This is a genomic window from Robbsia andropogonis (genome assembly GCF_000970345.1).
Taxonomy (GTDB): domain Bacteria; phylum Pseudomonadota; class Gammaproteobacteria; order Burkholderiales; family Burkholderiaceae; genus Robbsia; species Robbsia andropogonis.
This window is the reverse complement of sequence record NZ_LAQU01000019.1, coordinates 1-19597: the sequence shown is the minus strand read 5'-3', so window position 1 is coordinate 19597 and position 19597 is coordinate 1. Positions and strand designations below refer to the sequence as shown.

Genomic DNA, 19597 nt, shown 5'->3' with positions numbered 1-19597 from the left:
GCGTCGGGCAAAGGGATAGGGCGGGGCCATGCTTGGGCCGACACGCACCCACGGAGACATGAGGCCGGATGCCCTATGAAATGGGGTCGCATCGCCGGGTATCAAGCGCCGACGCCGCGGTTATGAGACCACGGGCGCCGCGAATGACGTTCGCGTCGACTTTCTACAACCACCGCGCGGGATAGATAATGGCGGGTGGCGGACCGTGGGCGCGTATATCCGCTATTGTATCCGACTGTAACGGCAGTCCCGTTGACTACACGGCCCGGGTACTGGATGGGGGCGGTAAAAAAAGGAAGCAGTGAAATGAAGTCACGGCTGATGACGGCGCATGCGCTTTCGCGATTACGATGGGCGGCCCGGGACGCGCTGCTCGTGGAAGCGCCGAGAGAAAAAGCGGCAATGGCGCGAGCGTTGCAGGACGGCTTATCCACGGCCACCCCGGAAAGCGGCGCCAAGGCCGGCAACGACATGGCGACCGACAGTGGTGTGCATCCGCCGCCGGACGTGCCGGGCCGTCCCGTGCATCCGCGACTTGTCGATCCTCGCGATCTGGCGCGCAGGAATGTCGCCACGCTTGAGGGCCGTTGCGTGATGCTGCATGCAATTGCACATATCGAATTCAATGCGATCAACCTGGCGCTGGATGCGGTAGCGCGATTCGATGGCATGCCTCTTGATTTCTATCGGGACTGGATCAAGGTGGCCGCGGAGGAAGGCTATCACTTCACGTTGCTGGCGGACCATCTGGCGTACCTGGGCAGCGCCTATGGCGCATATCCCGCGCACGACGGCTTGTGGGAGATGGCCTTGCGGACGAAAGACGATGTGCTGGCGCGCATGGCGCTAGTGCCGCGCACGCTTGAAGCCCGCGGGCTGGATGCGGCGCCGCCGATACGCGCCAAACTGGCCGCGGCAGGCGATACGGTTGCTGCCGGCATCCTCGACATCATCTTGCGCGATGAGGTCGGCCACGTCGCCATCGGTAACCGCTGGTACCGTTGGCTGTGTACCCGTAGCGGAAGGGACCCCGTGGGTTACTACGCCGTGCTGGCCCGGGATTACCGGGCGCCGCGGCAACACGGTCCTTTCAATATCGCTGCGCGAAAGGCTGCGGGTTTCGACGACGCCGAAATCGCGGCACTGACACAGATGGCCGAGGCAGGCGGCGAGTCTGCGATAAAATGATGCAATGAATGCTTACTTCGTCAATGCCGATCTTCACTGCCACTCCACCGTTTCGGACGGCACGATGTCCCCGGAGGACGTCGCCGCGCTGGCTGCGAAAGGAGGCGTCACACTGTGGTCATTGACCGATCATGATGAAATTGGCGGCCAGGCCCGGGCCGCTGCCGCTGCCGAAGCGCATGGCATTCGCTATGTGAGCGGCGTGGAAATATCGGTGACATGGGCCAAGCGAACCCTCCACATCGTAGGCCTCAATGTGGACCCCGAGCATCCCACCTTGGCGCGCGGGCTGACGAGCATTCGCGGCGGACGCCAATCCCGTGCGCGTTTGATAGGCGACAAGCTTGCCGCAATGGGGATCGATGGCGCGTATGACGGCGCGTTACGGTATGTGTCGAATCCGGATTTGATTTCCCGTACACATTTCGCGCGCTTTTTGGTCGAGCGCGGGGTGGCGGCCAACACCGCGGATGTTTTCAGGCGCTTCTTGTCGGAGGGCCGCCCAGGCTACGTGGCGCATCGTTGGGCCTCCCTCGGCGACGCGATGGCATGGATTCAGGCGGCCGGCGGTACTGCAGTCATCGCCCACCCGGGACGGTATCAGTACACGGATCTGGAATTCGCCGCGCTGTTTGATGAATTTCGCCAACGTGGCGGCGATGCGATCGAGGTCATCACCGGCAGCCACACCCCCGATCAATATGTGGCGTATGCGCGGGTGGCTCGGCAATACGGCTTCCGGGCATCGCGCGGTTCGGACTTCCACGGCATGGATGATGGCCGCAACATGCCTGGGACCTTGCCACCGCTGCCGACGGATCTGGTGCCGGTGTGGAAAGATTGGATTTAAGGAGCGGTTTCGATGGCGCAGTATTTCCGTATGCATCCCGTGGACCCGCAGCCGCGACTGGTGCGCCAGGCGGTGGAAATCCTGAATAACGGCGGTGTTATCGCGCTACCCACCGATTCCAGTTATGCCCTGGCGTGCCATCTCGACGATCGGGCCGCCGTCGAGCGTATCCGACGTCTTCGCGGTCTGGACGAGCGGGCACTGCTATCCCTGTTGGTGCGGGACTTGTCCGAACTATCGAATTTCGCGATCGTCGATAATCAGCAATATCGCACCTTGAAGGCCGTGACGCCGGGACCCTATGCATTCATCCTCCAGGCAACGAAGGAAGTGCCGCGACGGCTCTCGCACCCATCGCGCAAGACTATCGGGTTGCGTGTCCCGGCGCACGCGTTGACGCTCGCGGTCCTGGAAACACTGGGGCAGCCGCTGATTGCCTCGACGTTGATTCTGCCACCGGACACGCAGCCGTTGAACGACCCGGAAGCCATTCGCGTCCGCCTCGAAAAGCAGATCGACCTCGTCATCGACGGTGGCGCGTGTGCGGCCCAACCGTCCACCGTGATCGATCTGACGGGGCCGGCCCCGATTCTGGTGCGCGTCGGACGCGGCGACCTCGCGCCGTTCGGGCTGTCCGAGGATGACGTGGTGGCCGATTCCGCGGTCCGCTAGATCCGGGCAAGGCGGACGCCATTAATACCATCCTATCGATCGCTAGCGGGCGTGCCTCGGTGGTTCCGAGGGCGTGTGCCGACGTCATGAGGCGGTCGATTCTTCCGCAAAAAATAGTCGGCGGTGGCGCGACGGGCCTCGCGTGTTGTTACAATAGCGGCCAAATATGGATACCCTCATTCAAACCATCGCGGTCTACGCGCTTCCCGTCCTGTTCGCGATCACGCTGCACGAGGCCGCCCATGGCTATGTCGCCTATCTTTTCGGGGATCGCACCGCCTATGTGCTAGGTCGCGTCAGCCTGAATCCGTCGCGACATATCGACCCCATCGGCACGATCGTGATGCCGCTGATCCTTTATTTCGTGACCAGCGGGGCGTTCCTGTTCGGTTTCGCTAAACCGGTGCCCGTGGCGTTCGGCCAGCTTCGCAATCCGCGCTGGCATGGCTTGCTGGTCACGCTGGCCGGACCGGGTTGCAATTTCGTGCAGGCGCTGATTTGGGCGATTACGTCGGTGCTGCTGCAGGTGTCGGGCGTCGTGGAACCCTTTTTCCTGCAGATGGCGCAGGCCGGGCTCATGGTGAATCTGGTGATGTGCGTTTTCAACCTGTTTCCGCTGCCGCCGCTCGATGGTGGTCGGATCCTGGTCGCACTGCTACCACCCAAGCAGGGTTACGCATTTTCCCGGATCGAGCCCTACGGGTTTTATATCGTGATGGCGCTGGTGCTCACCAGCCTGTTGCAACGTTACTGGTTATCACCGCTGATCGATGTTTTTTTCAGGTGATCCGCTTCATGCTGCTTCCGTTGCTCGCCCTGGTTCGGTAAAAATCACCCGTAGGGCCGCTGTCAGGCCCGCTGCAACGTATTGAAACCTTTGCCGATAGGTGTGCGGGCCTGAATCCGTTACAATCGCGCATTACCGTTTCGAATCCTCGAATTTCAGAGTGCCATGAACCTTGCTTCCACCGTGCGCGGATCCGACAAAGACGGCGTCGCGCGACGTTCCATTCAGGGCAGCATCGTCGCGATTGTTACGCCGATGCGCGATGACGGCGCCCTCGACCTGCCGGCTTTTTGCGCGTTGCTCGATTGGCATGTAGCCGAAGGTACCGATGCCGTCGTCGTCGTCGGTACCAGTGGTGAATCGCCGACATTGCCGGTGGACGAACACCTGCTGATGATCGATGCCGCCGTCAAGCATCTGGACCGACGGATTCCGGTCATTGCCGGCGCCGGCGGAAATTCCACCAACGAAGCGATAGCCTTGACGCGCGAGGCGCAACGCCTTGGCGCGGACGCCACGTTGCAAGTGGTACCGTACTACAACAAGCCGACGCAGGAAGGGATATACCGGCATTTCAAGGCGATTGCGGAAGCCGTCGACCTGCCCTCCATCCTGTACAACGTTCCGGGTCGCACCGTTGCTGACATGAGCAACGAGACGACGATTCGTCTGGCAGCGGTGCCCGGCATCATTGGCATCAAGGACGCCACCGGCAATCTGGACCGCGCGGCGGGCCTTTTGCGCGATGCACCCGAAGGATTCTCCGTGTTTAGCGGCGACGACCTGACGGCGGTTGCGTTGATGTGGCTCGGCGGTCACGGCAATATCTCCGTTACCGCGAACGTCGCGCCGCGTGCCATGCATGACTTGTGCAAGGCAGCGATGGCCGGTGACATTGCAACATCCCGGGCGTTGCATTTGAAGTTGCTTGCGCTTCATCGCGCGCTGTTCGTCGAGGCAAATCCTATCCCGGTCAAGTGGGCGCTGCAGCAGTTGAACAAGATTGCCGGCGGCGTCCGCCTGCCGCTGACACCGTTCGACGCGCGCTTCCACGCCGATATGCGTACCGCCATGCGGGACGCTGGCCTGTTGTCGTCTATCTGAGAAGGACCGTATGGAATCGCGTATGAATTTGAAAGCGTATCGTCCTGCCATGGCGCTATTGGCGTTGTCGACGGTTGCGTCGTTGTCGGGGTGTGCCGGATTGAAGGACAAGCTGGCCGGGGATAAGGTCGATTATTCACATGCGACGTCGGTACCGGATCTGAAAGTACCGCCCGGTCTCGCGCAGCCGCAACTCGACTCGAAGTATGTCGCGCCGCCGGTGGCGGTGGCAAATCCCGGTCCGCAGATGAGCATTACGCAGGATGGCGCCAAGACGATAGGGCTTCCCACGCCACAAGACCCATTGGGCATGCATGTGGTCAAGGACAGCAATCAGCAATGGCTGATCGTAGATGGTCGCTCACCGGAAGAGTTGTGGCCAATCCTGAAGACGTTCTGGGCGGACAACGGTTTTGACATCGCACTCGATTCCCCGACAACCGGTGTGATGGAGACCGATTGGGCAGAGAATCGCGCCAAAATCCCGAACGACTGGTTCCGCCGCACGTTCGGCAAGCTGGTAGACGGCATTTATTCTTCCGGGACGCGTGACAAGTTCCGCACGCGGCTGGAGCGGACGGCGGACGGCGGGACCGCGGTATACATCACGCAGCGCGGCATGGTGGAAAAGGATGTGGGCACCGGCAACACCGCCACCACCACGCGTTGGGAAGACAGTCCGCGCAACCCGGAACTCGAGTTGGCTTTCATGGGCAGGCTGATGGAGCGTTTCGGCCTGACAAATGCGCAGACAAAACAGCTGATTGTCAGCGCACGTCCGGCGGATGCCCGCGTGGTAACGCTGGACACCACGAGCGGTGCGCCGATCCTGCGCGTCAATGAACCGGTTGATCGCGCGTGGTTGCGTGTTGGCCTGGCACTGGATCGAAGTGATTTCCTTGTCGACGAAAGCAATCAACAAACGGGGACGTTTATTGTTCGATATGCGAATCCGGTCAACGACAATGCTCGGACGTCCGGAATATTCGGCAAATTATTCAAGGGGCCTGCGACAAAGGGCAGTGGTGCACCGTTACACGTAACCGTCCGTGCAGATGCCGCGGGGAGTGCTCAAGTGATGGTGCTCGACGTCAACGGACGCCCGGATGGTTCGCGTGAAGCGCGTCGTCTGGTGACCTTGTTGAAAGCGCAATTGAGCTGATGCCGGTTGCGTTTGCGCGGCTACTTGTCGTCGGGGCGATCCATTCCGATCGCCGGCTGGTGGGCTGATGCGATTTTCCAGCCTGGGAAGTGGTAGCGAGGGCAACGCCCTCGTTGTGGAGCAGACGAGCGACACCACGACGACCCGCATCTTGCTTGATTGCGGCTTCTCTGCCAAGGAGATCTCCCGCCGTCTGGAGCGGGTAGGTCTGTGCGTCGAGGATCTCGATGCCATTCTTATCACCCATGAACATTCCGATCATATCGGCAGCGCGTTGACGTTGTGTCGCCGCTTCAGCATTCCGCTCTACACCAGTTGGGGTACGGCGCAAGCTATGGGTGCGGTCGGCGATGCGCGAATCGCATTGCATCTGCTGCAATGCAGTGTGCCGCTCGCATTGCGAGATTTTCAGATTCGCCCTTACACGGTGCCACACGATGCACGTGAACCGTTGCAATTCGTGTTTAGCGATGGCAGTAGGACCTTGGGTGTGCTGACGGATGCCGGATGCGGTACGTCGCACATTACGCAGGCGCTACAGGGTTGCGATGCGTTGGTACTGGAATGCAACCATGATCGTTCGATGCTGGCGAACAGCCGCTATCACGCTGCATTGAAAGCGCGAATCGGGGGCACGCTGGGGCACCTGGCGAACGATAGTGCGGCCGAAATTCTGGGTTCGCTCAATCACAGTCGCTTAAGACATCTGGTGGCCGCCCATCTAAGCAAGGAAAACAATCAGGCTGCGTTGGCGCGGACGGCAATAAACGCGGTCTGGGGCAGGGCGGACGAGGATGTCATCATCGCTACCCAGGATGAGGGTTTCGCGTGGCTGACGCTATAGGGCGTTGCGTCGACGTACGCCTTCGCCCCTTACATGTCATTGTCTGACATCGATCAATGATTGCGCATCCATTTGACATGTAAAAATGAAAAACCGGCTAAAAGCCGGTTTTTTGCATTTAACACATATCGCCCGTTCGTGCCATGAACGATCGGGCAATATGAATCACATGACTTACTGGCTCGCGCCCGAAGCTGCCATGGCTGCCGAAGCTGCCGTCGACGATGCTGCAGCTGCGCTCGAAGCGGCATCTGCTGCCGACGCTGACGCGTCGCTCGCCGTTGCCGATGCGCTCGAAGCGGCGGCCGTTGCGCTCGATGCAGCGGCCGAAGCCGACGCTGCCGCGTCGCTTGCCGCGCTCGCGTTGCTCGTGTCTTCCTTCTTGCCGCAAGCGCCCAGTGCCAATGCCAATGCCAGCGAACCAGCAACGATGAGAGTCTTGTTCATGATCACGTCCCTTTTATGGTTAAAGTAAGCTACTGCTAAACGTCCGTTCGTGTGTACTACTGCACGCGGCCCCGCATTCCGTGATGACAGAAAAGCGGTGGCATCGTGCGTAATCCTTTACGACAGCACAACACAAAATTATATGCATTTTGCGCCGCACCGTCGACACAATGCAGGTAACTCAGCCGGTTTCTTCCGCTCAAGGCCTGCAACGTCGTATCGACGACGCTGCTGTGGCATACCACGCTGCCACGACTATCGATCGGATGCAACAGCCAACCGAATCCAGCCCGCAAGATACCACTCGTGCCACGCCGATACTATCGGAGAATCGTGAGAGAGTGTTACAAAATCGTCAGGCTGCAACCACCGCTGATCAGCCAGTTTCATCAGGCTGTCACGCAGCATTCGACGGGCTTTTTTGACGGTCAATCGTCGTATTACGATTGGCACGGATGCGGTCCGCCTTGTGATGTTCGACCGCAGTGCGACCCTCGCTTGTGACGACGTTTCGCGCGTTGAAGCCTCTCTTGATTCTCCGGCGCTTGCCAACATCTCCGACCAGTGATCCAAAGGCAATGTCTCACCATTCAGATATACGCCGTAATCGTCGTAAAGCATCCGTGAGCGCTTATCTAGATGCAAGCCCTGTGCCAGCAGCCGTTTGACAAACGTTTCACGGGACATGCGTCGGGTTGGCGCATCGAAGAACACGTTTGCCTTCGGCTCCGTCAAATACGTGCCGAGGAAGCGACCGACGGTTTTGCCGTCCCAGGTGACACGTGAAAGTACTTCCTGGGTATGGGCAATCAGTTGCGCCGGCAGGGCTGCGGGTTTTGAGACCGCTGGTTGATCCGGATCGCGATATAGGCGGTGGACCGGTCGACCGGTGCTTGCCGGTTCAGTGCTCCGTGCATGCCCGCGCCGCGGGGTCTTGGCGACAGTTGTTGCCGGCTGTATCGGCGCGCGATCCGCTTGCGCTCGCGCATCGGCAATTTGTTCCGCGAGGGTGTGCAAAAATTGCACGGTGAGTTCCGTTTCGTCGGCGGCGCGGAAACCTATCGAGCAGGTGATGCTTTCGCCAATGGCGATGCCGTCGTGGGCAATATGCGGGGGCAAATACAGCATGTCGCCTGGATTCAACACCCATTCCTCATCGGGGACGAAATGGCGCAGGATCTTCATCGGTTGCGCGGGGTCGAGACGCAGGTCGGTCTGAGCGCTGATGCGCCAGCGACGCCGTCCTTCGGCCTGAAGCAAGAAGACGTCGTAGGAATCGAAGTGCGGGCCGACGCCGCCGCCATCCACCGCATAGCTGATCATGAGGTCATCGAGGCGCGCATCCGGAATAAATCGGAATCGCTGTAACAATGCCGCCGCGTCGTCATCGAAGAGATCGACGCCCTGGACCAGCAGGGACCAGTCCTTGTCGCCGAGTCGGCGCGGCACAGCAGAGCGGTCGGCAGGGCCGCGTCGATGCGGGGCCGTGGTATGTTTCGCGAAGTTGCCTTGCCAGTCACCGTTTTCCGTGACGGGGTTGGGGTCGCGCGGATCATGTTCGAATGGTCCCGGGGTCAAATGCCAGCGTCCGCGACGGCGTTCGACCAGCCGAGATTCGACATCGTGATCCTGCGCCAGATCGAACAGGTCATCTGGGTGAAACTGGCCGGCGATCTCGGGAACCGCCTGGCGGATCAGCAGTGGCTTGCGCTGCCAGTATTCGCGCATGAACGTGATGGGACTCAAACCGCCGAGCAAGGCAAGGGGATGTCGGAGAGACTTACGCATGATGTCTGGAAAGCTGGTCGCGGTAGAGGACTGGCCACGTTGTCGTGGGTGGCACGGGGTGGGGCAGCCGCGGTGCGAGACACTCGATTGTCGCGTGCGGTGCATGTTTTGTTGCGACGCGGGGAACGCGAACGCGAGAAAGCCGGTCGGGCATCGTATAATGGGGGCGAAAATCGGAGAACCGAATGAAAATCGCGAAGAACACCGTCGTCGCGCTGAAATACACGCTGTCTGACGCGCAAGGCAATCTGATCGAAGAAAGTGATGAGCCACTCGTGTATCTGCACGGCGGCTATGATGGCACGTTCCCCAAGATCGAGGAAGCGCTGGACGGGCAGGAGAATGGTTTCGAGACGCAGATCCAGCTCGAGCCCAGCGACGCGTTTGGCGATTACGATCCGGAGCTGGTGAAGGTGGAAGCCCGTACCCGTTTTCCGGAACCGTTGGAAGTCGGCATGCAGTTTGAGGGCGCACCCGATGAAGCGGATGAAGCTAGTGAAACCCTCATCTATACCGTCACTGATCTGGCGGAAGACAAGGTTGTGCTTGACGGGAATCACCCTCTGGCCGGCATGGCACTACGGTTTGCCCTGACGGTGACGGAAGTCCGCGAGGCGACCGAAGACGAAATCGAGCACGAGCATGCGCATGGCATCGATGGTCTTGAGGTCGTTGACGAGGATGAGGACGACGAGGACGACAGCACGCCGCCCCCCAAGCCGACGCTGCACTAGTCGGGGGTTATCGGGCAGGGGGAAGGGGTAGCATTTCTGGCCTTGTAATACCGTTCAACGCTGATGTCCCGCTGTGGTCGGCATCATCGCCCAAACCAGTTTCAACCGGGTCCGCCGGCTCTTCCGGTTCGCCCGGTAGTGGCGAATCGTCCAGCGCGCCGGTATTTACGGCGGGAGTGTCTTGCGTTGGCGCATGATGAGTCGCTATGCCTGACGCAGTCGAAAGCACGTCGTAATCCGACGTGCTTTTTGCATTGGATGCAAGACCGCTTTGATACGGGCCTGGCCTGGCGGTGGGAATGCCTTGCGCCTCGTGTTCGCGGGATGTGCCGGCCGGATTCAGGCGGAACGCGTTGCCGGGCCAGGGCGGTAATCCCATGCCATTGGCGGGCGCTCCGGCAGGCTGCATCGGGCTGGCGGGGCGCGTCGTCGATGGCGCGCTCGACGGTGTATCCGGCGACGCGTTCGATGGTGCTGGCGGAGGCGGCGCGGTGCGAGATGCCGTCTCGAAAGCGGCATCGTCGATCCGCTCTACTCGGATGTGAAATCCTGACCCTTCTTCGCTCTTGCGCCTGTGCGCCGAGCCGTGGACCGTGCGCGCCGGCCGCGTGGTCGTTCGGTTTTCCGTTGCGGTGGGCAACGTAACACGTAGCCATTGCCGGGACCCACGGGGATTGTCCACCATCACCTGTTGCACATCATGCAGGACGGGACCGTCAGGTACGCGAGTCAGTGTCTCCAAGGCAACCACCGGCGGCAGCGTGTTATCGAGTACGCGTACACCGCGCTTCTCATTGCTTGCTTCGTCGCGTTTTTCTTGTTTCGCCGTTTGCGCACTTCTGCCATGGGTTGAATCGCTTGCGCGAGGGCTTTTACGCGATGCCTTTGCGCGTTGCGTGTCACGTCCATGGATGATCAGGACGGGACCATTAAAGCGCGCCACGGCCTGCAGCAGGTCGCGACGCAAGGACGCATAGCCATCCCGTTCGTGCGGACGGCGAAACCACCAATCGAACGGGGCGGCCCAGTGGGTGCCCGCGGCATCGCGTTCATTCCCGCGCGCGCCCGTGGCGTTGGAGGCAAACCCGGGATCGCCGGCGAACAGGAACACGAGGCCGCGGGCATGGCGCCGCTCCGCATCGGTGACGGCGTGATCGATCCAGTTTCGATTGGCCACTTCGCGATCTTCATATTCGCCGTTGCGTCCGCCTCCGTCGAGAAAATGATTATTGCCGCCTGGCACGTTAAGCGTGGCGAAGACCACACCGTCATCGATCCATCGCATGTTCTCGCGATAGGGAATGAAAGCCGGCAGTTCCGACTGCCGGATGACGCGCATCGCCGGGGTGCCAAGCGATTGGTTGCCGGATAGGAAGGCATCACGGATCGCGTCGAGTCGTTCGACGGGATCGAATCCGCCGGCGCCAGGGCGGGCGCAGTCGACCCAGTCGCGCATGCCTGGCACGAATACCACCGGCGCGGGGACGGCATCGAGCAACGCCCGTCGTCGCGCAAACAGGGCGTCGCTACATGATTCGTCGGCGCCTCGAATGTTGCCGAGATCGACGATGAAATGGACACCTGCGGCATGGGCGATCGATTGCAGCGTGATTTGCGTGTCTCGTTCATCATCCGTCGACGATGGCATGTTGGCGAGGACCGCAAACGACGTGCTGTCGTCTGGTGTCACGGCCGATGCGTGCGATGCACCTGATGTGGCTGTCCGACCGGCTATGGCCACTGACGCGGTGCGTGGCGCAGAGGCCGCGAACACGGTCGTCACCACGGCGTTTGTCTGCGCCGTCGCGCCACTCAGGGCGAGAAGGACGATAAGCCGTGCGGTCCATGGCCCGTGGGCCATTGATGGGGCGGGTGGGCGCACGGTTGGCCAGATCACGGTGTGATCGGGTTTCCCTGTGCTCGCGGCAGCGAGGCGCCTTTCGGTCCAGGAGCTGGATTGGCGGCTGTATCGGCTTCACTGTCGTAGAGCGCGCGCAACTCATACAAGAGATCGAGTGCTTCCTTGGGGCGGAGATCATCCGGTTGCATCGCGGCCAGTCGCGCCAGTAATGCGGCGTGTCGTGCCGGTTGCCTTGCATGCTGATCCGGGTCGTCGCCATGATCGTCAGACGCCTTCGACGCAGCACGCCCTTGCGGCATGCCGGGAACGCGTGTTTGAGGCGCATGGCGATTGCCGTTTCCGGATTGTGCGGGATAAGCCGCGCCAGGCTCCGCCGCTTCCCACTCGACGCGATCCCATTCCGCTTCTTCCGCTTCCTCTATTGGACGCGCCGCGAAGAGGTCGAGTTGCGGCACGACCTGGCGCGTATTGCCCGCGGATTGGCGTTCGAGTTCACTCAGGCGCTTGCGTGCGGCACGAATCACCGCAGGCGGGACGCCCGCCAGTTGCGCCACCTGCAAGCCATAGCTCTGACTTGCGGGACCTTCCGAGACGGTATGAAGAAAGACAATGCCCTTGTCGTGCTCGACTGCGCTCAGATGCACGTTGGCTGCTTGCGCGAACTGTTCCGGCAACTGCGTCAGTTCGAAATAATGCGTGGCAAACAGGGTGAAACAGCGATTGTGCGAGAGCAGGTGCCGGGCGATCGACCATGCCAGCGCGAGTCCGTCGAATGTCGACGTTCCACGGCCAATTTCGTCCATCAGGACAAGGCTATGTTCGCTTGCGTTGTTCAGTATGGCGGCTGCCTCGGTCATCTCGACCATGAAGGTCGAACGTCCACCAGCAAGGTCATCGGATGCGCCGATCCGGGTGAAGACGCGATCTACCGGGCCGAGCGTCGCGCGATCCGCGGGTACGAAGCTACCAACATAGGCGAGCAGCACGATGAGCGCTGTTTGCCGCATGAACGTGGATTTACCGCCCATGTTCGGGCCGGTCACCAGCAGCATGCGCCGTTGATCTGAGAGCAGGCAATCGTTGGCGATGAATTGCTCGATCTGCGCCTCGACAACGGGGTGCCGCCCAGCAACGATGTGGATGCCCGGCGCGTCGACCAGCGACGGCGCCTGCCAACCCAATGTGCGCGCGCGTTCCGCAAACGTCGCAATCACGTCCAGGTGCGCCAGCGCATCAGCCACGCGCTGGCATGCCGGGATATGCGCGAGCAGGGCCGAGAGCAGCCTGTCATACAGCAACTTTTCGCGCGACAACGCGCGTTCCTGTGCCGACAACGCTTTGTCTTCGAATGTCTTGAGTTCAGGCGTGATATAACGCTCGGCATTTTTCATCGTCTGACGTCGACGATAATCGTCCGGTACCTTGTCCGTCTGTCCGCGCGTGACTTCGATATAAAAGCCGTGGACGCGGTTGTACTCGACGCGAAGGTTCGCGATCCCGGTACGGGCGCGCTCTCGCGTTTCGAGATCGATCAGGAATTGCGAGCAGTTTTCCGAGATGTCTCGCAGTTCATCGAGCTGTGCATCATAACCGCGCGCGATGACGCCACCGTCGCGAACCATGGCTGCCGGCTCGTCGGCCACGGCATCGCGCAGCAGGGCGATGGTTTCCAGCGGCGGTGCAAGCGCGCGCAGCAACGCGGCAAGCAAGGGGCGATCGAGCTTGTCTTCAGCACCGTTGCCTTCCTCATCGGCGCGACGCGATTGTGTATCGCAGTCGATATGACCGGCGACATCCGTCGTTCCCTGGTTGTCGGCATCGAATGCGTCATCGCCATCGGTGCCTGCAAGGGACGTCGTCGTGACCGTGTGATCTTGCTGCTCGCCGCGTGCCGCCGACCAGTGTTCCGGTGCGACAAAGCCTCGCAGCACGTCTTGCAATACCGGCAGTGCGGCGAGCGTCTCACGCAAACTGGATAAGTCGCGCGGCCGAGCGCTTTGCAGTGCGATGCGTGCGGTAATACGCTCGACATCGGCGATGCGCGCCAGCGTCTGCCGGATCGTGCCGAAAGCGGCGTGCTCGCCGATGTGCGGATCCGGGGTGGCGCCGATGCGTTGCGGATCGAGAAACGCCTGTACCGCGTCGTGGCGGAATCGCGCGATTCGCTGGTCGCGCGGCGCATGATGCAGCCAATGGCGCAACAGGCGGCTGCCCATCGATGAACCGCAGGTGTCAAGTAGTGACATCAGGGTCGGCGAATCGGTGCCGCGTAGTGTCTCGGTCAATTCGAGATTGCGCCGGGTGGCCGGGTCCAGACCGATGAATTCGGCGTCATGCTCGACCTTCAGGGTTTGGATGTGCGTCAGGTCTCGGCCTTGCGTCGCATTGGCATAGATCAGCAATGCGCCGGCGGCGCCGGCGGCCGCTTGCATGCGCTGTGCATTGAAGGCGTCCAGCGAAACGACTCCCAATTGCTGGCAGAGCCGTTCCTGCCCGTTTCGGGCCTCGAAATGCCAGGCCGGTACGCGGGTAACCTTGCCGGCACTGCTCGTCCCCCCGGTTGTACCGCTGTTGTTCGCGACGATGGCGGCCCATTCGGGCGGCAAATCGGCGTCCGCGACCAATGTTTCGGCGGGCCGTACCCGTTCCAGCAGCGCGCCTAATGCCGAGGGCGCCACTTCGCTCAAGCGCAAGGCACCGCTCGCCAGATTGAGCCAGGCAATGCCCAGGACCGCGCTCTGGCCGCGTTTGGGGCTGATGAACGACAACGCCATCAAATAGGCATCGCGCTTGTCCGCGAGGAGTGCGGCATCGGTCAACGTACCGGGGGTGACCACACGGACTACTTTCCGCTCGACCGGCCCCTTGGATGTCGCCGGGTCGCCGATCTGCTCGCAAATCGCGACCGATTCACCAAGTTTGACCAGCTTGGCCAGATATTGCTCTACGGCGTGGTGCGGCACGCCGGCCATCTTGATCGGTTCGCCGTTCGAATTGCCGCGTTGCGTCAGGGTAAGATCGAGCAGACGCGCCGCCTTGACCGCGTCTTCGTAAAACAACTCGTAGAAGTCGCCCATCCGATAGAAGAGCAAGGTCTCCGGGTAGCCCTGTTTCAGCGTCCAATATTGACGCATCATCGGCGTGTGGCCAGCGAGGGTGTCCGCGCAACCGCCTTGATCTGTCACGTTTTTTGCCATGAAGCCTTTATACGTCTGTCGTCTGCGGGCGGGGAATCAATTATCACCCGCCACGAATCTCGACATGGTACATCAGCAGCAGACTATGCCGAACGATCGAAGGCAATGCTGGCCAGAAGGCTGGTCATCGGTCCAAGGATGCGCGGCCCGCGTCCCTCTGCAGGCTTTCTCATTCGCATGCGTGCACTATCAAGCGCCAGCAGCAATGCCGCCTGGTGCCCGTGCATGACAGGAAGCACAATAAGGTGCTGCACGCTATTGAAAAAAGCATGCACCGCGCCACGGCAGCCATGTCACCACAGCACGCCCTTGACTGATTTCGCCGGCGACGGTGCACGATCGCCGATGGATTCAAGCAGGTCGATCTGAATAGTGCGGCAGATCGATGCCATGGGCACGTCGTGCACGTTATTGCTGAACGGGTCCTGTAAATCGTGTCCCATTTTCTCCATCGTCATCAGCATGAAGCCAACGAGTGTGGAAGCCAGCGGCGTATAGATCCCCAGGCTGTCCACCAGCCCCAATGGCATGATCACGCAGAATGCCGAGACGAAAAGCTTTGGGTACTGAGCATATTGCTTCGGAAGGGGCGTGTTGCAGATCCGTTCGAGACCCCCTTGCGCGTTCGACAGATCCACCATTGTCGATTCCAGGCGCACGCGGTCGAATCGATTCATCCAACCGGCACGCCATGCCTCGGAGACATCCTGGCCGTGACGCGTCAGGATCGCGTTGGGCACATTGGTATGGGCGGTCAGGTGACGTTGCTCTTCGATATCCAGGCCGTCGATATTCGCTAGCATGTCCGGGGACCGCTTCTTCAGCAAGTGCAGTCGCAATGCGCTGGCATAGGCGATTTGCCGTATGACGAGTGTGCGCCTTAGTTCTCGGCTTTCCGGTGTATCGGCGATCAAGGTGAGCGCTTCTCGCGCAAAGCTGCGCGAGGAATTGACAACGGCGCCCCATAAGGTGCGGGCTTCCCACCACCTTGCATAGGCGGCGTTGTTGCGCAGGCTCAGGAACAGCACCAGCGCCGAGCCGAACAAGGTCACCGGTAACGCGGGCAGGCGCACGCCGATATCGTCGGCATAGAGCGTGTACATTATCACGACGAACACGTCCCATATGAACAGCGATGCCAATTGCCACCCGACATATTGAAGCAGCGAGGGCAACCGGGAATTTTGCAAGATCACCATGATCGATTCCTGCTTGGTAAGCATTGTGCGGCCCCTGGCATGGCGCCCGCGCAAGGTCGGGCGGCGGCGTGCATGCCAAGTCGCCTCGGATCAGCGCGGGCGTTCAGCTCGCCGTCTCGATTGCCGCCACATCGGATGTGCTGCCGCGTATATCGCTATGCCAGACGCCGTTGTGGTCACGGACCGCGACGCGGGGGCCTCCGATATTGAAGACCCACCCATGTATCTGCAACGAGCCATCCGCAAGCCGCGCCGCAACCGACGGATGGGTGCGCAAATGCGTTAACTGTGTCGACACGTTCTCAAAGGCAAGGGCATCATGGTCGGTGATGGCTTCCTCGCCGTGCGTTGCCATCAAAACGGAGCGCGCCGACTCCGCATTGCGCAGCCAGGCACGAACGGTCGGCATTGACTCATTCAATAAATGCGGACCGGCGCTCAATGCCTTCATTGCGCCACAGTTCGTGTGACCGCATACGACGATGTGCTTTACTTTCAGCGCCAGTACCGCATATTCGATCACGGCTGATACACCCCCTAACATCTCACCGTACGCCGGCACGATGTTGCCGATGTTGCGACAGACGAATATTTCGCCGGGGCGGGCACCGGTGATCAGCTCCGGGGCCACGCGACTATCGGCACAAGTGATAAATAAGGTATGTGGCGCCTGACCTTCCGACAATGCTTCGAATTCCGCGCGTTGCGAAAGAAAGGTGTCGTTCTGAAAACGCGCGACCCCGTCAAGCAAGGACTCGATGGTATGGTCCGCGCCGCAGTGACAGGCACCGTTCGTGGTGTGCGCCGGCGCGGCTGCCGTCCTTGAAGACGCCTGGCCGCCGCTTGATGTATCTGTTTCAGCAGAAGACATCAGGGCTGAAAATCTCGGTTTACCAATATGTAATGTTTTCACGTTCGCTCCTTCGACAAATGATTGAGTGGGGGGCGAGTTGATGCCATCCATTGCCATGCCGTTTGCATGAAGGCATCACGGCGCTGTCGCAAATTCTCGCAAGAGAGGCGTCGATTGCGTGCCGCATGCGAACTGCGCTGTGGCGACGTCTCAACGATGTCTCAGTGAGTCTCAATATTAACCGCGCTTCAAAAAAACTGTCAGCCATTCGTAAGAAATCTACCAAGGGTTCCTTGACAGAGATATGAGATTGGGTCGCGATCGCCTCTTGTTTCCGTAAGGTGTGCTTTTTATAAGACCAATCCGGCGCACATGCGAATTGACATACAGAATTCACAGTGGTTACGTCGTTGCTGCCACCCTCGTACCAAGCATGCAGCGATCTCGTCGTTCGGCCTCTGCCTTGGGAGCACGCGGCATCCTGGAATCGGACGCGTTCCACGTGGGGCCGCGCATTACGCGATACGAAGCATGCTGACCTGCTAGTGCGGCCGGGCACGGAAATCGCTGTAACACCGTCGATGCCGCGGAGTTTGTTTCTTACCGGTGATCCTGTGCACGTGGCGGTTGCCCGTTGCCAGGGATGCCCTTTGTTGCACGCATGCCTTCGCCTCGGTTTCGATGCTCTTCCAACGCATCTCATTCTAGCGTTAGTTGATCTGGCGTGCTTCTAAAAAGAGGCGATAACGGTGCGATCATGCTCGAAATATTACGTAAATCTCAGTGATATGACGGCATCGTATTTTTTGTTGAACGGGGTTCGAGGTGGGATGACGTAGCGCGCGACGTGCACTGCGTTCGTGGTGATGACAAACAAAGCATTCGGTGTCACGCCGAATAATCAGAGGTGCAACGAGACATGGAGAAGGAAACGCATCATGCGAGAAATACCTGTTCCCGCCGATCAGCAGCAACACTTTGCCGAACACTGTCATAAGGATGGTTTGCACCCCGATGGTTTCGACGTACGTGCCTACAGTGAAGACGAACGCGCGGAAAGTCTCGAAATGGCAGTGTGGATCAATTCGCGAGAATATAAGTACGCGACGCCATTGCGCCAGTACGAATGGATTCCCCGCTTTTTCGCCGACCTGAATCGCGATACACGAAAATGGGATGGCTGATATGCCCGAACGGCACGGGCTTATCGACGCCCGACGGATTGCGCCCACGGATGCCCGACAGGCGCATGGGTGTCAGGCTTGCTTTCCGACAGCCTGGACCAGGCATTGGGACAAGGAGTCGAGGTGTTGCATCGCCGCCGGTGTCAGCGAGAGTTGCTTGCGGCGAGTGTCTTCCGTATCAAGCAACATGATCCAGCCTTTCGCGCGCATCGACTTCAACCGACGATGCAGCATCGTCGGTGAGCCGAACTCGCTCAATGCGATCATGTCGCGTACGGACAGGCGCTCTCGGGCATCCTGGCGACGCGCAATCAATTGCAGGATGCGCTCCTCCAGCGGATCGAGGGCTGGCAAGGACGGCAGTCCCTTGATGGCTTCCGCGAGGCGAAGGAAGCGTAAGTAGATGTCGGCGGGGCGGCTCAACGTCGTAATCTATAAAAACGTGAAAAGAAGTGTTACGGTATGTAACTTTTGAGATTGGCGTTGAACGTGCGCCGTGAGGTTTGCGTTCGTTACCAAACATGCTGGCACTACATTGACCGCAAGGGTCTCGCCGAGCCCTGAGATTCTACAACGACGAACAGCAATCGTCGCGTGTTCATGACGTCGATTTTTGCCTGGGCCGTGCTCGATCTCGCGCGGTACGGTCTAAATGTTCTGACATTTGCGCCCCTTTTTCTTGCTTCTCGACAGCGAGCGATTAGCACTCTCTGCTGTACACGGCTTCTCGTGGCTTTGACGTTCGGGACGGTTGGCCTGGTCGGATGATGGCCAGAAACCGGAGAGTCTTCGCGACGCGTCACACCCGTGCACATCCGTGCTGGGTGTTCTTCCTTGGCGTCGTTCCCGATAAGACATTGCCCAGCGCACGCCGTCTGGCGGCCATCGGCGTACGGCGGGACCACTTCCTGATGGGCCTTGCGCGATATGGCTTCATCCGCCTTATCGCCGTCAATGCGGCACTCGGCTCCTTGCCTCGCCCTCGTTTTGTATCTGCTCCGGCGATCTGGCCTATCTACCGACGCGGCTTGGTGACATGTCCGTAGGAGATCTCATCGCTCGCCTTGTGGTCGTCCATGCCATGAAAGCAATGTTGCATGGATGGCCCTTTCGAGGCGTACTGAATCCCTCGTTGCACGGGTGCGCAAGTGACGGGAGTGCACGTTAAAACAACAAAAAATAATTTTTCGTGACCTGTTTTTTTATTTAGAGAAATGACAGGGTGCGTCGAAATGACGCGGCATGACGGCGCTGATCAATAACGCTGCCATGTCCAATGTGAACGCGCTGCCGAGAGGAGGATTGAAAGACGTGCCTCGCGCTTCGCTCCATGCCTCGTCGGGCCGCGCGGCGCACGGGCATGCGCGAGGAGCGGCACCACTCATGCGGTGCGATTTTTGGCTTGCATCAGGATGCGCGCCACGGCTTCGATCAAGCGCTGCATGTCTTCGATTGTCAGCGCGCCCATTGTCGAGATACGGAACATCGTCCGGGAGAATGCGCCTTGGCCCGCGTAAATCACGAAACCGGCCGCTTTCAAGCCATCATGCAGCATGGCGTAGTCGACCCCTTTGGGCAGTCGAAAACTGCGCAACACGACCGACGACTGTTCGGCGGGCAGCAACGCCTCGATGCCCAATGCGGCGAAACCGTGGCGTACGTGCTCGGCGAGCGTCGCGTAGCGTGCATGACGCGCCGGCACGCCACCGTCCTCATCGAATTCGCGC

The 19597-nt window shown here is 60.2% G+C and carries 14 protein-coding genes and 4 pseudogenes; 11 read left to right on the top strand and 7 right to left on the bottom strand.

The window, feature by feature from the left end; genetic code table 11:
• The first annotated feature begins 306 nt into the window (after nucleotides 1–306).
• From WM40_RS16865 to WM40_RS29605, 8 genes and pseudogenes are all read left to right on the top strand, one after another.
• On the top strand, nucleotides 307–1188 hold the full coding sequence (locus WM40_RS16865; protein ID WP_024902377.1) for a ferritin-like domain-containing protein: 882 nt from the start codon (nucleotides 307–309) through the stop codon (nucleotides 1186–1188).
• A 4-nt stretch (nucleotides 1189–1192) separates the two neighbouring features.
• Entirely contained in the window at nucleotides 1193–2038 is an 846-nt protein-coding gene (locus WM40_RS16860) for a 3',5'-nucleoside bisphosphate phosphatase (RefSeq protein ID WP_024902378.1), read from the top strand.
• Between the two features lie 12 nt (nucleotides 2039–2050).
• On the top strand, nucleotides 2051–2710 hold the full coding sequence (locus WM40_RS16855) for an L-threonylcarbamoyladenylate synthase (protein ID WP_024902379.1): 660 nt from the start codon (nucleotides 2051–2053) through the stop codon (nucleotides 2708–2710).
• 166 nt (nucleotides 2711–2876) lie between these two features.
• Nucleotides 2877–3538 (top strand): annotated as a pseudogene (locus tag WM40_RS16850) (site-2 protease family protein).
• A gap of 124 nt (nucleotides 3539–3662) precedes the next feature.
• The gene (gene dapA, locus WM40_RS16845; RefSeq protein WP_046153454.1) at nucleotides 3663–4601 is read left to right on the top strand and encodes a 4-hydroxy-tetrahydrodipicolinate synthase; all 939 of its coding nucleotides are present in this window, start codon (nucleotides 3663–3665) and stop codon (nucleotides 4599–4601) included.
• Nucleotides 4602–4623: 22 nt separating this feature from the next.
• Nucleotides 4624–5763, top strand: a complete 1140-nt coding sequence (bamC, locus tag WM40_RS16840; RefSeq protein WP_046153468.1) for an outer membrane protein assembly factor BamC — start codon at nucleotides 4624–4626, stop codon at nucleotides 5761–5763.
• A gap of 67 nt (nucleotides 5764–5830) precedes the next feature.
• Complete coding sequence (locus tag WM40_RS16835; protein WP_046153453.1) at nucleotides 5831–6607, top strand: MBL fold metallo-hydrolase; 777 nt, start codon at nucleotides 5831–5833, stop codon at nucleotides 6605–6607.
• Nucleotides 6608–6767: 160 nt separating this feature from the next.
• Complete coding sequence (locus WM40_RS29605) at nucleotides 6768–7082, top strand: hypothetical protein (protein ID WP_052738382.1); 315 nt, start codon at nucleotides 6768–6770, stop codon at nucleotides 7080–7082.
• 542 nt (nucleotides 7083–7624) lie between these two features.
• On the opposite strand, the pseudogene WM40_RS16825 reads toward WM40_RS29605, so the two are convergent.
• Nucleotides 7625–8842 (bottom strand): annotated as a pseudogene (locus WM40_RS16825) (cupin domain-containing protein); the annotation flags it as partial.
• A 185-nt stretch (nucleotides 8843–9027) separates the two neighbouring features.
• On the opposite strand from WM40_RS16825, the gene WM40_RS16820 reads away from it, so the two are divergent.
• Nucleotides 9028–9576, top strand: coding sequence for an FKBP-type peptidyl-prolyl cis-trans isomerase (locus WM40_RS16820; RefSeq protein ID WP_024902386.1), 549 nt, complete (start codon nucleotides 9028–9030; stop codon nucleotides 9574–9576).
• Nucleotides 9577–9583: 7 nt separating this feature from the next.
• On the opposite strand, the gene WM40_RS28020 is transcribed toward WM40_RS16820, so the two are convergent.
• The 4 genes and pseudogenes from WM40_RS28020 to WM40_RS16800 form a co-directional block, all read right to left on the bottom strand.
• Entirely contained in the window at nucleotides 9584–11437 is a 1854-nt protein-coding gene (locus tag WM40_RS28020; RefSeq protein WP_052738374.1) for a hypothetical protein, read from the bottom strand.
• 107 nt (nucleotides 11438–11544) lie between these two features.
• A pseudogene (gene mutS / locus WM40_RS31515) lies at nucleotides 11545–14634 on the bottom strand (DNA mismatch repair protein MutS); the annotation flags it as partial.
• A gap of 293 nt (nucleotides 14635–14927) precedes the next feature.
• Nucleotides 14928–15833, bottom strand: coding sequence for a bestrophin family protein (locus WM40_RS16805; protein WP_024902389.1), 906 nt, complete (start codon nucleotides 15831–15833; stop codon nucleotides 14928–14930).
• A gap of 103 nt (nucleotides 15834–15936) precedes the next feature.
• The gene (locus tag WM40_RS16800; RefSeq protein WP_024902390.1) at nucleotides 15937–16704 is read right to left on the bottom strand and encodes a carbonic anhydrase; all 768 of its coding nucleotides are present in this window, start codon (nucleotides 16702–16704) and stop codon (nucleotides 15937–15939) included.
• A gap of 920 nt (nucleotides 16705–17624) precedes the next feature.
• Between WM40_RS16800 and WM40_RS16795 the strand changes: the two genes are divergently transcribed.
• Nucleotides 17625–17870 (top strand): hypothetical protein, encoded by a 246-nt coding sequence (locus tag WM40_RS16795; RefSeq protein WP_036008133.1) that lies wholly within the window; start codon nucleotides 17625–17627, stop codon nucleotides 17868–17870.
• 72 nt (nucleotides 17871–17942) lie between these two features.
• Here the strand turns inward: WM40_RS16795 and WM40_RS16790 are convergent, their stop codons facing one another.
• On the bottom strand, nucleotides 17943–18293 hold the full coding sequence (locus WM40_RS16790; RefSeq protein ID WP_024902392.1) for a transcriptional regulator: 351 nt from the start codon (nucleotides 18291–18293) through the stop codon (nucleotides 17943–17945).
• 344 nt (nucleotides 18294–18637) lie between these two features.
• On the opposite strand from WM40_RS16790, the gene WM40_RS16785 reads away from it, so the two are divergent.
• A complete protein-coding gene (locus WM40_RS16785; protein WP_157685826.1) occupies nucleotides 18638–18916 on the top strand; it encodes a hypothetical protein in 279 nt (92 codons plus the stop codon).
• A gap of 335 nt (nucleotides 18917–19251) precedes the next feature.
• Here WM40_RS16785 and WM40_RS16775 read toward each other — a convergent pair.
• Nucleotides 19252–19597: pseudogene (locus WM40_RS16775) on the bottom strand (2-aminoethylphosphonate aminotransferase); the annotation flags it as partial.

What these genes read in the sequence shown, in the direction of transcription:
- WM40_RS16855 (WP_024902379.1), top strand. Translation starts at nt 2,051, where the DNA reads ATGGCGCAGTATTTCCGTATGCATCCCGTGGACCCGCAGCCGCGACTG.
- WM40_RS16860 (WP_024902378.1), top strand. Translation starts at nt 1,193, where the DNA reads ATGAATGCTTACTTCGTCAATGCCGATCTTCACTGCCACTCCACCGTT.
- WM40_RS16805 (WP_024902389.1), bottom strand. Translation starts at nt 15,833, where the DNA reads ATGGTGATCTTGCAAAATTCCCGGTTGCCCTCGCTGCTTCAATATGTC.
- WM40_RS28020 (WP_052738374.1), bottom strand. Translation starts at nt 11,437, where the DNA reads ATGGCCCACGGGCCATGGACCGCACGGCTTATCGTCCTTCTCGCCCTG.
- WM40_RS16820 (WP_024902386.1), top strand. Translation starts at nt 9,028, where the DNA reads ATGAAAATCGCGAAGAACACCGTCGTCGCGCTGAAATACACGCTGTCT.
- WM40_RS16800 (WP_024902390.1), bottom strand. Translation starts at nt 16,704, where the DNA reads ATGTCTTCTGCTGAAACAGATACATCAAGCGGCGGCCAGGCGTCTTCA.
- WM40_RS16785 (WP_157685826.1), top strand. Translation starts at nt 18,638, where the DNA reads ATGGCCAGAAACCGGAGAGTCTTCGCGACGCGTCACACCCGTGCACAT.
- WM40_RS29605 (WP_052738382.1), top strand. Translation starts at nt 6,768, where the DNA reads ATGAATCACATGACTTACTGGCTCGCGCCCGAAGCTGCCATGGCTGCC.
- WM40_RS16795 (WP_036008133.1), top strand. Translation starts at nt 17,625, where the DNA reads ATGCGAGAAATACCTGTTCCCGCCGATCAGCAGCAACACTTTGCCGAA.
- dapA (WP_046153454.1), top strand. Translation starts at nt 3,663, where the DNA reads ATGAACCTTGCTTCCACCGTGCGCGGATCCGACAAAGACGGCGTCGCG.
- WM40_RS16865 (WP_024902377.1), top strand. Translation starts at nt 307, where the DNA reads ATGAAGTCACGGCTGATGACGGCGCATGCGCTTTCGCGATTACGATGG.
- WM40_RS16835 (WP_046153453.1), top strand. Translation starts at nt 5,831, where the DNA reads ATGCGATTTTCCAGCCTGGGAAGTGGTAGCGAGGGCAACGCCCTCGTT.
- bamC (WP_046153468.1), top strand. Translation starts at nt 4,624, where the DNA reads ATGAATTTGAAAGCGTATCGTCCTGCCATGGCGCTATTGGCGTTGTCG.